Origin of the sequence: Caballeronia telluris (assembly GCF_001544495.1) — a bacterium.
Taxonomy (GTDB): domain Bacteria; phylum Pseudomonadota; class Gammaproteobacteria; order Burkholderiales; family Burkholderiaceae; genus Caballeronia; species Caballeronia telluris.
This window is the reverse complement of sequence record NZ_FCNZ02000022.1, coordinates 24,943-38,547: the sequence shown is the minus strand read 5'-3', so window position 1 is coordinate 38,547 and position 13,605 is coordinate 24,943. Positions and strand designations below refer to the sequence as shown.

General features: G+C 63.0%; 13 protein-coding genes. All 13 read left to right on the top strand.

The window, feature by feature from the left end:
- Positions 1 to 77 precede the first annotated feature (77 nt).
- The 13 genes from AWB66_RS24180 (at position 78) to AWB66_RS24115 (ending at position 13,602) form a co-directional block, all read left to right on the top strand.
- Positions 78 to 1,394 carry an MFS transporter gene (locus AWB66_RS24180; protein ID WP_087632622.1) on the top strand — a complete coding sequence of 439 codons (1,317 nt, stop codon included), beginning with the start codon at positions 78 to 80 and terminating at the stop codon, positions 1,392 to 1,394.
- A 347-nt stretch (positions 1,395 to 1,741) separates the two neighbouring features.
- Positions 1,742 to 3,043, top strand: a complete 1,302-nt coding sequence (urtA, locus tag AWB66_RS24175) for an urea ABC transporter substrate-binding protein (RefSeq protein WP_087632621.1) — start codon at positions 1,742 to 1,744, stop codon at positions 3,041 to 3,043.
- Positions 3,044 to 3,196: 153 nt separating this feature from the next.
- Positions 3,197 to 4,795, top strand: coding sequence for an urea ABC transporter permease subunit UrtB (urtB, locus tag AWB66_RS24170; RefSeq protein WP_235021218.1), 1,599 nt, complete (start codon positions 3,197 to 3,199; stop codon positions 4,793 to 4,795).
- 1 nt (position 4,796) lies between these two features.
- Positions 4,797 to 5,993, top strand: coding sequence for an urea ABC transporter permease subunit UrtC (gene urtC / locus AWB66_RS24165; protein WP_087632620.1), 1,197 nt, complete (start codon positions 4,797 to 4,799; stop codon positions 5,991 to 5,993).
- Positions 5,994 to 6,028: 35 nt separating this feature from the next.
- On the top strand, positions 6,029 to 6,856 hold the full coding sequence (gene urtD, locus AWB66_RS24160; RefSeq protein ID WP_407642312.1) for an urea ABC transporter ATP-binding protein UrtD: 828 nt from the start codon (positions 6,029 to 6,031) through the stop codon (positions 6,854 to 6,856).
- Between the two features lie 715 nt (positions 6,857 to 7,571).
- Complete coding sequence (urtE, locus tag AWB66_RS24150) at positions 7,572 to 8,264, top strand: urea ABC transporter ATP-binding subunit UrtE (protein WP_087632618.1); 693 nt, start codon at positions 7,572 to 7,574, stop codon at positions 8,262 to 8,264.
- Between the two features lie 68 nt (positions 8,265 to 8,332).
- Entirely contained in the window at positions 8,333 to 9,196 is an 864-nt protein-coding gene (locus tag AWB66_RS24145; protein WP_087632617.1) for an urease accessory protein UreD, read from the top strand.
- Between the two features lie 185 nt (positions 9,197 to 9,381).
- A complete protein-coding gene (locus AWB66_RS24140; protein ID WP_087632616.1) occupies positions 9,382 to 10,191 on the top strand; it encodes a transporter substrate-binding domain-containing protein in 810 nt (269 codons plus the stop codon).
- A gap of 41 nt (positions 10,192 to 10,232) precedes the next feature.
- Positions 10,233 to 10,910: an amino acid ABC transporter permease gene (locus AWB66_RS24135; protein ID WP_087632615.1), complete on the top strand. Its 678-nt coding sequence runs from the start codon at positions 10,233 to 10,235 to the stop codon at positions 10,908 to 10,910.
- Entirely contained in the window at positions 10,907 to 11,557 is a 651-nt protein-coding gene (locus tag AWB66_RS24130) for an amino acid ABC transporter permease (protein WP_087632614.1), read from the top strand. Before AWB66_RS24135 ends, AWB66_RS24130 begins: the two co-directional genes overlap by 4 nt.
- A complete protein-coding gene (locus tag AWB66_RS24125; RefSeq protein ID WP_087632613.1) occupies positions 11,544 to 12,263 on the top strand; it encodes an amino acid ABC transporter ATP-binding protein in 720 nt (239 codons plus the stop codon). Before AWB66_RS24130 ends, AWB66_RS24125 begins: the two co-directional genes overlap by 14 nt.
- A 711-nt stretch (positions 12,264 to 12,974) precedes the next feature.
- A complete protein-coding gene (ureA, locus tag AWB66_RS24120; protein WP_087632612.1) occupies positions 12,975 to 13,277 on the top strand; it encodes an urease subunit gamma in 303 nt (100 codons plus the stop codon).
- A 19-nt stretch (positions 13,278 to 13,296) separates the two neighbouring features.
- Positions 13,297 to 13,602 carry an urease subunit beta gene (locus AWB66_RS24115; RefSeq protein WP_087632611.1) on the top strand — a complete coding sequence of 102 codons (306 nt, stop codon included), beginning with the start codon at positions 13,297 to 13,299 and terminating at the stop codon, positions 13,600 to 13,602.
- Positions 13,603 to 13,605 lie beyond the last annotated feature (3 nt).

Sequence of the window (13,605 nt, the reverse complement as noted above, 5' to 3'; positions counted from 1 at the left end):
TCCGAGCGGCTAGAATCCAGCAGCATCGGGCGTTTTCTTGCAAAGCGCTTTCTACTAAAAAATCGAGGAGACAACCCATGACCAGTACCGCACCGCCGCTGCATCGCCCCGGCGCAGGCGCGCCTTCCGCCTTCGAGGAAGCGACCTATCGCAAGGTCGCGTGGCGGCTTTCGCCGCTTCTTCTGCTCTGTTATGTGGTGGCGTATCTGGATCGCGTGAACGTCGGCTTTGCGAAGCTGCAGATGAGCGCCGATCTCGGTTTGTCGGATGCTGTCTACGGCTTCGGCGCCGGCATTTTCTTCTTCGGCTACTTCATCTTCGAGATTCCGAGCAACGTCATCCTGCACAAGGTCGGCGCGCGCGTATGGATCGCGCGGATCATGATCACCTGGGGCATCGTCTCGGCGCTGACGATGTTCATCACCACGCCGACGATGTTCTATGTCATGCGCTTTTTGCTCGGCGTCGCGGAAGCGGGATTCTTTCCCGGCATCATCCTGTACCTCACGTACTGGTATCCGGCGCATCGGCGCGGCCGCATGACCACGCTGTTCATGACCGCGATCGCGCTGTCGGGGCTGATCGGCGGACCAGTCTCGGGCTGGATCATGAAGAGCTTCGACGGTGCGAACGGCTGGCACGGCTGGCAATGGCTGCTGTTGTTGGAGGGCATTCCGTCGATCGTCGTCGGGATCATGGTGCTGATGCTGCTCGATGATCGTATCGCGAAGGCGAAGTGGCTGACGGCCGAGGAACGCGACCTGCTCGAACGCAATATCGCGGCGGATAACGTCGAGAAGGAAGACATGCCGATCGGCAAGATCCTGTCGAGCCCGCGTGTATGGATGATGAGCCTCATCTATTTTTCGTTCGTGATGGGGCTTTACGGCGTGAGCTTCTGGCTGCCGACGATCATCAAGGCGACCGGCGTCACGGATGCCCTGAGCATCGGCCTGCTCTCGGCGATTCCGTATGGCGCGGCGGTGGTCGGGATGCTGCTGGTCGCGAGAAGCGCGGACAAGCGCGGCGAGCGCCGCTGGCACATCGCGATTCCGGCGGTGATCGGTTCGATCGGACTGGTGTTGTCGGTGATCTGGGCGAACAACACGGCGCTCGCGATGCTCGGCCTCACGCTCGGGACGATGGGCATTCTCACGACGCTGCCGCTCTTCTGGAGTCTGCCGACGGCGTTTTTGGCAGGAACGGGCGCCGCGGCTGGCATTGCGATGATCAATTCGCTCGGAAATCTCGCTGGCTTTCTGAGTCCGTATCTCGTGGGATGGCTCAAGCAGGTCACGGGCTCGAATTCGAGCGGGATGTATATGCTCGCCGCGTTTCTTATTCTTGGCGCGGTGCTCGTGTTGAGCGTGCCGGCGCGGATGGTCAATCGGTAGGCACTTGCGCTTGGGGCGCCGCGCTCGACACCGTTCGAGCACGCCACCCTGATCTCGCCCGCGAGCGCGGGCAATCAGTCGCCTTCGCCCCGCGAAGGTGACTTCACCTCCTCCCGCACGCACCGCCGCGAGGCACAGTCCCGGCGCGATGCACCAAAACGCCCCCAAAGGCGCTCTCCTTCCCGTTCCGAACGTCGACCCAAACGCCGCGCGAACCCGCGCCAATCCAGCATCTATTGCACATTGGCATACCCCTTGCAGTAACAAATGCGCTGCCCGTCCGCCCAAGCAAGGGCGGACCGCCTGTCCACCACGACTCACCACAACATATCGGCAAGGGGAAACACATGAAACGACGCAGTCTCCTGAAATTCGGCTCGATGTCCGGCGCGCTCGCCCTCGCAGGCCAGTTGCCGATCTCCAAGGCTCAAGCCGCCGATACCGGTCCGATCAAGGTCGGCATTCTGCATTCGCTCTCCGGCACGATGGCGATCTCCGAGACGTCGCTGAAAGACACCGCGCTCATGACCATCGCCGACATCAACAAGAACGGCGGCGTGATGGGCCGGCAGATCCAGCCGGTCGTCGTGGACCCGGCGTCGAACTGGCCGCTCTTCGCCGAGAAGGCGCGTCAGTTGCTCACGCAGGATAAGGTCGCCGTCGTGTTCGGTTGCTGGACCTCGGTCTCGCGCAAGTCGGTGCTGCCCGTCTTCGAGGAACTCAATGGCCTCCTCTTCTACCCCGTCCAGTACGAAGGCGAAGAGATGTCGCGCAACGTGTTCTACACGGGCGCCGCGCCCAACCAGCAGGCGATTCCCGCCGTCGAGTATCTGATGGGACCCGAAGGCGGCAGCGCCAAGCGCTACTTCCTGCTCGGCACCGACTACGTGTACCCGCGCACGACCAACAAGATCCTGCGCGCCTTCCTCCACTCGAAGGGAGTCAAGGATGAAGATATTCAGGAGGTCTACACACCGTTCGGACATAGCGACTATCAGACCATCGTCGCGAACATCAAGACCTTCTCGCAGGGCGGAAAGACGACGGTCATCTCGACGATCAACGGCGACTCGAACGTGCCGTTCTACAAGGAACTCGGCAACCAGGGCCTGAAGGCGACCGACGTTCCCGTCGTCGCGTTCTCGGTCGGCGAGGAAGAACTGCGCGGCATCGACACGAAGCCGCTCGTCGGGCATCTCGCGGCATGGAACTACTTCATGTCGGTGAAGAACCCGACCAACAAGAAGTTCGAAACGCAATGGGCCGAGTGGGTCAAGTCGCAGAACCTGCCGGGCGGCACGAAGCGCGTAACGAACGATCCGATGGAAGCGACCTTCGTCGGCATCCACATGTGGAAGCAGGCCGTCGAGAAGGCGAAGAGCACGGACGTGGACAAGGTGCGCGTCGCGATGATCGGCCAGACGATGGCCGCGCCTTCCGGCTTCACGCTGACGATGGACGGCAACCATCATCTGCACAAGCCCGTGATGATCGGCGAGATTCGCGGCGACGGTCAGTTCAACGTCGTCTGGAAAACGAAGACCGCGGTCCGCGCACAGCCGTGGAGCCCGTATATCGCCGGCAACCAGGGCAAGCCGGAAATCGTCACGTCGATCCCGGCGTTCCTGCGGCGCTCGCGCGTGGCGTAACCGCCTGAGCGTCGTACCGTCCCGCCCTGTCGCGATCCGTCGCAACGGGCGGGACGTCTTCACGCACGACCCCGCTCGATCTGAAAGGCCATCATGACCGGTTTGCCCAGCCACACCTTCGCGCGGATGATTCGGCGCGCGATCTGCGCAGTGATGATCGCCTGCGCGCCGCTCGCCGCCTTCGCCGCCCTTAGCGCCCTTAGCGCCCTTAGCGCCCTTAGCGCCGACGATCTCGCCCCGCTCGGCGCCGACGACTTCGACGCCAAATCCGCCGCCATCGACAAGCTCGCCGCGAACGCCGACGCCACGTCGGTCGTCGTGCTCTCGGCGCTCGCGGACGGTTCGCTCGTCGCGACCGACAAGGGCCAGGTGCTCGTGCAGAGCGACGACGGCAACAAGGACCCGCTGACGGGCAAGATCGTCGACGCACCCGATGCGCAGGCTATCACGCTGAACAACTTGCTGCGCGCGAAAGTCGCGGGCGCGTTGTCGGCGCTGCAACTCGCATCGACCGACGTGACGAAGCGCCGCGAAGCCGTTGCCGCGCTGCTGAAGAACCCCGATCCGTCGGCCAAGCCGCTGATCGACAAGGCGCGCGCCGCCGAAACCGACGCCGACCTCAAGAAGCGCCTCGATACCCTGTGGGCGATGACCGCCCTGCACGATCCCGATGCGGGCAAGCGGCTTGAGGCCGTGCAACTGGTCGCTGCGCGCCACGACCTCGACATGAACGAACTGCTGCGCCCGATCGTCGCGAAGAAGGCGGACGGCAGCTACAACGAATCCGACGAACGCGTGCGTAAGGCAGCGCAGGCGGGTATCGAAGACCTCGATTCGATCCAGCGGCGCGGCCAGATCGCGGGCACGCTCTTCGCCGGGCTCTCGCTCGGCAGCGTGCTCCTGCTCGCGGCGCTCGGCCTTGCGATCACCTACGGGCTGATCGGCGTCATCAACATGGCGCACGGCGAGTTCCTGATGATCGGCGCGTATGCCACTTATGTCGTGCAGAACCTCGTGCAGCATTACGCGCCCGCCGCGTTCAACTGGTATCCGCTTCTTGCCGTGCCCGTGTCTTTCGTGGCTGCGGCGGCGGTGGGCATCGTAATCGAGCGGCTCGTCATCAAGCATCTCTACGGCCGTCCGCTCGAAACGCTGCTCACCACCTTCGGCATCAGCCTGATCTTGATTCAGGCGACGCGCATGATCTTCGGCGCGCAGAACGTGCAGGTGACGAACCCCTCGTGGATGAGCGGCGGCGTAAACGTGATGCAGAACCTGATCCTGCCGTACAACCGCCTGACGATCCTCGGCTTCTCGCTCGTCGTCGTCCTGATCGCGTGGGGCGTGCTCACCAAGACGCGCCTCGGCCTCTTCGTGCGCGCGGTCACGCAGAACCGACGCATGGCGGCGTGCGTCGGCGTGAAGACAGCGCGCGTCGATTCGTATGCGTTCGCGTTCGGCGCGGGCATCGCGGGACTCGGCGGCTGCGCGCTCTCGCAGATCGGCAATGTCGGTCCCGATCTCGGCCAGAGTTACATCATCGATTCGTTCATGGCGGTGGTGCTGGGCGGTGTCGGGCAGCTCGCGGGGACGGTGATCGGCGGCTTCGGCCTCGGGCTCATCAGCAAGACGATCGAGCCGTTCTGGGGCGCGGTGCTCGCGAAGATCGCGGTGCTGGTGCTCATCGTGTTGTTCATCCAGAAGCGTCCGCAGGGCATGTTCGCCCTGAAGGGCCGCAGCGCGGAGGCTTGAGATGACCGCTTCTTCACCCGACGTCGGCGCGAACCTCGACGTCGCTCCGCAACCCGACGACCGCGCGCGTCGCGAAGGTTTCGCGCTCGGTCTGCCGCCGCGCGCCGCGCTTCTGCCGCGCAGCGGCTGGCTTGCGCTCGTCGCGCTCATCGTCGCGATGGGTATCTGCGTGCCGGTCGCCGCGCTCGTGTTGCCGGAGACGAGCACGTTCCATCTGTCCGCCTACGCGATGACGCTCATCGGAAAGCTCATGTGCTACGCGATCGGCGCGCTCGCGCTCGATCTCGTGTGGGGCTACTGCGGGATTCTCAGCCTCGGCCATGCGCTCTTCTTCGCGCTCGGCGGTTATGCGATGGGCATGTACCTGATGCGCTCGATCGGCCGCGAGGGCACGTATCAGAGCGACCTGCCCGACTTCATGGTGTTCCTCGACTGGCACAAGCTGCCGTGGTACTGGCAAGGCACGGAACACCTCTGGTATGCGCTTGCGCTCGTCGTGCTGGTGCCCGGGATTCTGGCGTGGGTATTCGGCTTCTTCACGTTCCGCTCGCGCGTGAAAGGCGTGTATCTGTCGATCATCACACAGGCGATGACTTTCGCCGCGATGCTGTTCTTCTATCGCAACGAGACGGGTTTCGGCGGCAACAACGGCTTCACCGACTTCAAGCGCATCGCCGGGTTTCCGATCACGCATCCGGGCACGCGCACGGCCCTCTTCCTGATCACGTTCGCCGTGCTCGTGCTCGCGTTTCTCGCGGCGCGCGGGATCGTCACGTCGAAGCTCGGGCGTGTCGTCACCGGCGTGCGCGACGGCGAAGCGCGCCTCATGTTCCTCGGCTACAGTCCGCTCGCGTACAAGCTCTTCATCTGGACGGTATCGGCGGTGCTGTGCGGCATCGCGGGCGCGCTCTACGTGCCGCAGGTCGGCATCATCAACCCGAGCGAGATGTCGCCGGCCAACTCGATCGAAATGGCGATCTGGGTGGCCGTCGGCGGGCGCGGCACGCTGATCGGACCGATCGTCGGCGCGTTCGCGGTGAATGGCGCGAAGAGCTTCTTCACGGCGAATTTCCCCGAATATTGGCTCTTTTTTCTGGGCCTCATCTTCACGCTCGTGCCGCTCCTTTTACCGAACGGAATCATGGGCCTCATCGACGCGGCGCTGCGCAGGAACAAAACCGGAGGGCATGCGCCTTGACCGCTCACAACGCTTTGATCGTCGACTTGCCGCCGCTGCCGGAAACGAGCGAACGCAACATCAACGGCATCACCGGCCTCGGCCACGTGCTGGCGCCGGGCGAGATCGACGTGTCGCACGGCACGATCCTGTACCTGGAGGACGTCACCGTTTCCTTCGATGGCTTTCGTGCGCTGAACAAGCTGACGCTTTCGATCGACGTCGGCGAATTGCGTTGCGTGATCGGCCCGAACGGCGCGGGCAAGACGACGATGATGGACGTCGTCACGGGCAAGACGCGGCCGGACGGCGGCAAGGTGTTTCTCGGCCAGACGCTCGACTTGACGCGCATGTCGGAGCCGGTGATCGCACGCACGGGCATCGGCCGCAAGTTCCAGAAGCCGACGGTGTTCGAGAATCATCCGGTGTGGGAGAACCTCGAGCTTGCGATGAAAACGGACAAGCGCTGGTTTGCGTCGTTACGCGCCCGGCTCGACCGCACGGCGCAGGCGCGCATCGAGGAGACGCTTGAGCTGATCCGTCTTCAGCATGAAGCGACGCGGCTTGCGGGTGAGCTCTCGCACGGACAGAAGCAGCGGCTCGAGATCGGCATGCTGCTCATGCAGCAGCCGGCATTGCTGCTGCTCGACGAGCCGGCGGCCGGCATGACCGATCACGAGACGATGGAACTCGCCGATTTGCTCAACAAGCTGCGCGGCACCTGTTCGATGATGGTCGTCGAGCATGATATGGAGTTCGTTGCGGCTCTGTCGGGGGCTGTCGGGAAGGTCACTGTCATGGCCGAGGGGTCCGTGCTCGCCGAGGGCACGCTTGACGATGTCAAGCGCAATGAGACGGTTATCGAATCGTACTTGGGGCGCTGATGCGCGGGTGATTTTCGATGCTTCTGCTTCTTCTGTGGAACTTGTTTTCTTAGTGGTCTATTGGCATTGCCCCTGTCCGGGGCGGGACTTACTTTCTTTGCTGCTGCAAAGAAAGTAAGCAAAGAAAGCAGCTTTTCTAAGCAGCAGTCTTGAGGCGGCAACGCTCTCGAAGTACTGAGTGGACATACCGCCTAAGTGTCGTCCTCAAAGAACAAGAGGGGCTTGGTGCGATTAACTACTGTGAAACCGCGCAGCGACCCGGATTGGCACAGCAGTCATCCATCCGTTTCCGCTCCGCTAACGAGGGGTACATCAGTCGCGCGGTTGAGCTTCGCGGCTGAGGTTGAAAGCCGCTGGTTTTTGTTCTGCCCGTCGTCCGAGCGAAGCGCGGACGGAACTGAACGGAGCGCATACCACTTTGTTGAAGTTCGAGAGGTGTCAGTCGTACTGCGCGCCAAGCCGGGTGGATGTTTGAGGGCGACCCTTAGCCGGTATGTCCACTCAGTGTTTCTAGTGCGTTGCCGTGCTGTGACTACTGACTGAAAAAGCTGCTTTCTTTGCTTACTTTCTTTGCAGCAGCAAAGAAAGTAAGTCCCGCCCCGGACAGGGGCAGTGCTAATAGACCGACGCGAAAGCAAGTTCCACAGAAGCGCAAAAGCATCAAACCATCAACCGGTATGACTGCCACGACGCAGTCAAGAAAGGACGCGTGCAAATGCTAGAAGTCGACTCGTTGAACCAGTACTACGGCGGCAGCCACATCCTCCGCGATGTGAAGATGACCGTCCCCGATGGCAAGCTGACCGTGCTGCTCGGCCGCAACGGCGTCGGCAAGACCACGCTCCTGCGCTGCCTGATGGGCGTCGTGCCGACCCGAAACGGCACCATCGCCTGGCGCGGCACGAAGATCTCGTCGATGCCCACCTACAAGCGCGTCGCAACCGGCCTCGCTTACGTGCCCCAGGGCCGCGACATCTTCGGGCGCCTGACGGTAGAAGAAAACCTCTTCGTCGGCGCGGCAAGCCGCAAGGCGCCGTCGAAGGTGCCGGACCGCATCTACGAACTCTTCCCCGTCCTGCGCGACATGAAAAACCGTCGCGGCGGCGACCTCTCCGGCGGTCAGCAACAGCAGCTCGCCATCGGCCGCGCGCTGATGAGCGACCCTCAACTGCTCATCCTCGACGAACCCACCGAAGGCATCCAGCCTTCGATCATCCAGGACATCGGGCGCACGCTGCGCCAGCTCGTCGACGAAATGGGCATGACGGTGCTGCTTGTCGAGCAGTATTACGACTTTGCGCGCGAACTCGCAGACCGCTACTGGGTCATGAGCCGCGGAGAAATCGTCGCGGGCGGCGCGGGCTCAGAGATGGACGAGCACGGCGTGCGGGAGCTGATCGCGGTCTGAAACGCCTCCTCATTGCTTCCGTCAGCGCGCCGCCGTACCATGGCGGCTCCCCGGCCACGCTCCCGTTCATGCACCACGCACCCCACGCCGCACTCCTGCATGCCGACGAATGGCACGGCCGCCTCGAACTCGGCTTTACCCGTCAGCACGCACGCACGGTGCTCACGCATCGCCGGCATGAAGGGCCGCTGCGTCTGCTGCGGCCGCTCTATCCCGAAGGCGACGCGACGTGCCATGCGGTCGTCGTGCATCCGCCGGGCGGCGTCGCGGGCGGCGACCGTCTCGCCATCGATATCGACCTCGCCGAACACACCCACGCCGTTGTCACGACACCCGGCGCCACCAAGTGGTACAAGTCGAACGGCAAGCTCGCGACACAACGCATCGCAATTCGTGTCGGCGCCGGCGCGAAGCTCGACTGGCTGCCGCAGAACAACATCGTGTTCGACTCGTCGAACGTGGAACTCGACTTCACGCTGACGATCGACGACGAAGCGAGCGCCATCGGCTGGGATGCAATGCAGCTCGGACGGCAGGCCGCCGGCGAGCGATGGTCGGCGGGGCAGATCCGCGCCGTGTCGAGCATTCGCAATCACCGCGGCCAGCTGCGCTGGTTCGAGCGCGCGCGCATCGACGCCGGCGATCCGCTGCGCGGCATCCCGCAGGGTCTCGCGGATTTCGCGTGCTACGGCACGATGTGGGCCATCGGCGCTCTATGCAACGACGCGCTCGCCGAATCACTCGTGGACCATCTCCCTTTCAACGACAGCCTGCGTGCCGGCGCCTCGTGCGTGGCACCCGGCGTGCTGATCGTGCGCGCCGTGAGCTGCTCGATGGAGCCGCTGCAACGCATCCTTACCGATTGCTGGATGCGTCTGCGACCCGCGGTTCACGGCATCGGCGCAAAACCGCTGCGTCTGTGGTCCACCTGATCCCGCCTCTTTAGCGCACCAGCGCGGCGCTTTATTGCGCCCCGAATTTGTGCGTGATAGCGTTGACAAACGCGCGAGCGCCCGCACCTCCGGCGTATCGGCGCGATGGCACGACTCTCGCTTAAGTGATCCGGCTCCAGAGCGCGCTCGATGAAAGACGCGCATCACACACAACAGGATCATCGATGAACCACACGCTTTTTCGCGCGCGTCGCGCGGCGCTCGCCGCCCTTGCCGCTTCCGTCGCCGTGCCCTTCTTCGCCCTCTCGCCGATCACCGCCCACGCCGACGCGCTCGACACGATCGCAAAAAGCGGCACGCTGCGCGTCGCGGTGCCGGAAGACTATCCGCCCTTCGGTGCGGTCGGCGCCGACATGAAGCCGCAAGGCTACGACATCGACATGGCCGCGCTGCTCGCGAAGTCGATGGGCGTGAAGCTCGAACTCGTGCCGGTCAATAGCGCGAACCGCATTCCGTATCTCACGACGAACAAGGTGGACCTCGTGATTTCGTCGCTCGGCAAGACGCCCGAGCGCGAGAAGGTGCTCGACTTTTCGACCGCCTATGCGCCGTACTTCCAGGGCGTGTTCGGTCCCGCCGACATCAAGGTGAGCAACCCCGCCGACCTGACCGGCAAGACGGTCGGCGCGACGCGCGGCGCGCTCGAAGAGATCGCGCTCACGCAGATGGCGCCGAACGCGACCATCAAGCGCTTCGAGGACAACAACGCAACCATCTCCGCGTTCCTCTCGGGCCAGGTGCAACTGATCGCGGCGGGCAACATCGTCGCCGCTGCGATCCTCGCGAAGAATCCGCCGCGCCGTCCTGAAGCGAAGTTCGTCATCAAGAACTCGCCGTGCTTCGTCGGCTTGAACAAGAACGAGCCGCGCCTGCTCGCGAAGGTCGATGCCGCCATCGATCAGTCGAAGAAGGACGGCACGCTCGAAGCGATGTCGAAGAAATGGTTCGGCCAGCCGCTGCCGGCGAGCCTGTGAATGCGTGATGTGCGTGCAACTCGATAAAGGCAGCGCTTTTAATGGCCTATGAACTTCAGTTCGCCGACCTCGGGGAATATCTCGGCATGTTCGCGAGTGGCGCCGCGACGACACTCGGGCTCACCGCGGTGTCGACCGCGCTCGGCATCGGTGTCGGCGTGGCGGGCGCGGCGGCAAGCGACAGCCGGCACGCGTGGCTGCGCTCGCTCGTGCGAGGCTACGTCGAAGCGATCCGCAACACGCCGTTCATCGTGCAGCTCTTCTTCGTGTTCTTCGGCTTGCCCGCGCTCGGCGTGCATCTCGGCGAATACACGGCCGCCATTCTCGCGATGACGCTGAACCTCGGCGCGTATTCGGTCGAGATCATCCGCGCGGGGATTGCCGCGGTGCCGAAGGGGCATCACGAAGCAGCGGCATCGCTTGCGATGACGCGCGGCCAGACGTTCTGGCACGTGATCCTGCCGCAGGCGCTGGCGAAGGTCTTTCCCGCGCTGTCGAGCCAGATCGTCATCACGATGCTCGGCTCGGCGGTCGTCTCGCAGATCTCGGTGCCCGACCTGACGTATGCCGCGAGCTACATCCAGTCGCGCAACTTCCGCGCGTTCGAGACGTACTTCCTGATCACGGCCGCGTATCTCGTGATGGCGATCGTGCTGCGGTGGCTGCTCAACACCGCGGGCAAGCGCCTTTTCTCGCGCAATCTGCGAGGCGCGCGATGATCGAATTCTCGTTCGAACAGATCCTCACGAACCTGCTGCTCGCCGCGCGCTGGACCGTCGTGCTGTCGATCGTCTCGTTCGTCGCGGGCGGCGTCGTCGGCTTCGCGCTGCTCGTGATGCGCGTATCGAAGTCGCGCCTGCTGCGCACGATCGTGAAGGCGTACATCGAAGTCTTTCAGGGCACGCCGCTCCTGATGCAACTGTTCCTCGTGTTCTTCGGGCTGCCGCTGCTCGGCGTGGAAGTCGCGCCGTGGATCGCCGCGACGGTCGGGCTCACGCTCTTTACGAGCGCGTATCTCGCGGAGATCTGGCGCGGTTGCGTCGAAGCGGTGCCGAAGGGGCAATGGGAGGCGTCGTCGAGCCTTGCGATGAGCTACTTCGAGCAGCTTCGTCATGTGATCCTGCCGCAGGCCGCGCGCATCGCGATCGGGCCGACGGTCGGCTTCGGCGTGCAGGCCGTGAAGGACACGGCGCTCGTCTCGATCATCGGTTTCACCGAACTTACCAAGGCGGGCACGATGATTTCCAACGCGACGTTCAGGCCGTTCATCGTGTATGGCCTCGTCGCCCTGATCTATTTCGTGCTCTGTTATCCGCTTACCCGTTACGCGCGCACGCTGGAAAGGAAATGGAATGCCGCTCGTTGAAACACGCAATCTGAAGAAGCAGTTCGGCGCGAACCAGGTGCTCAAGGGCATCGATTTTTCGGTCGAGCCCGGGCAGGTCGTCGCGATCATCGGCCGCAGCGGCTCGGGCAAGAGCACGCTGTTGCGCACGTTGAACGGCCTGGAGAGCATCGACGAAGGTTCGATCGAAATCGACGGCGAGCACATGGATGCGCGCCATGCCGATCTGCGCGCGCTGCGCCTGAAAGTCGGCATGGTGTTCCAGCAGTACAACCTTTTTCCGCATCTGACGGCGGGCCAGAACGTGATGCTCGCGCAGACGGTCGTCAAGAAGGTTCACAGGGCGAAGGCACGCGCGACGGCCGAGCAGGTGCTGGAGCGCGTGGGTCTCGCCGACAAGTTCGATTCGTACCCGGAGCAGTTGTCGGGCGGACAGCAGCAGCGTGTCGCCATTGCGCGGGCGCTCGCGATGAAGCCTACCGTCCTGCTCTGCGACGAGATCACGTCGGCGCTCGATCCCGAACTCGTGGGCGAGGTGCTTGCCGTCGTCGAAGGGCTTGCCCGCGACGGGATGACGCTCATCATGGTCACGCATGAGATGCGTTTTGCCCGGCGCGTGAGCAACAAGGTGGTCTTCATGCACCAGGGGCGCGTATGGGAAAGCGGCACGCCAGAGGATATTTTCGAGCGGCCATCTAGCGTCGAGTTGCGCAAGTTCATTCAATGATGTAGTTTTTGTACGTAGTATGGGTGTTTCCGGGTACCCCGTTTTCTGTGTTTCTATGGAACTTGCTTTCGCGTCGGTCTATTAGCTCTGCCCCTGTCCGGGGCGGGACTTACTTTCTTTGCTGCTGCAAAGAAAGTAAGCAAAGAAAGCAGCTTTTTAGTCAGCAGCCTTGAGGCGGCAACACCTTTGAAGTACTGAGTGGACATACCGCCTAAGTGTCGCCCTCAAAGAACAAGAGGGACTTGGCGCGATTAACCACTGTGTCATCGCACAGTGACAGGATTGGCACAGCAGTCATTCATCCGTTTTCGCTTCGCTGAACGACGGGCAAATCGAGTCGCGCGGTGGAGGTTGCAGTCCGCTGGTTTTCGGACGCCCATCGTCCGAGCGAAGCGCGGACGGAACTGAACGGAGCGCTTACCACTCCGCGTGAGTGCAGGAGGTCTCAGTGCGTGCGCGCGCCTAGCCGCGTGGATGTTTAAGGACGACACTTAGGCGGTATGTCCACTCAGTTCTTCTAGTGCGTTGCCGTGCTGTGACTACTGACTAAAAAGCTGCTTTCTTTGCTTACTTTCTTTGCAGCAGCAAAGAAAGTAAGTCCCGCCCCGGACAGGGGCAGTGCAAATAGACCGACGTGAAAACAAGTTCCATAGAAGCGCACAACCATCCGACGGTGTTTCTCACCCCTAACCCAGTCCGCCGAGCGCCAAAATGAAACTGACTCCAAGAGAAAAGGACAAACTGCTGATCTTCACAGCAGCGCTCCTGGCCGAGCGCCGCCGTGCCCGCGGCCTGAAGCTGAACTATCCTGAAGCGATAGCGTTCATCTCGGCCGCGCTGATGGAAGCGGCCCGCGACGGCAAGACCGTCGCCGAGGTGATGCACTACGGCACCACGCTGCTCACCCGCGACGATGTCATGGAAGGCGTGCCCGAAATGATCCCCGACATTCAGATCGAAGCCACGTTCCCCGACGGCACGAAGCTCGTCACCGTCCACCATCCGATTCCCTGAATCGACGAAGAGGCAAGCCATGATCCCCGGCGAATATCTGATCGACGACGGCGAACGCGAACTCAACGCGGGCCGCGAAACCGTGTCGGTCGTCGTGTCGAATACCGGTGACCGGCCCGTCCAGGTCGGCTCGCACTACCACTTCTATGAAGTCAACACGGCGCTCACGTTCGAGCGAGAAAAAACGCGCGGCTTTCGCCTGAATATCGCCGCCGGCACCGCCGTGCGCTTCGAGCCCGGACAGGAACGCACCGTCGAACTCGTCGCGCTCGCGGGAGACCGCACCGTCTACGGCTTCAACGGTCTCGTGATGGGTCCGCTCTGACTC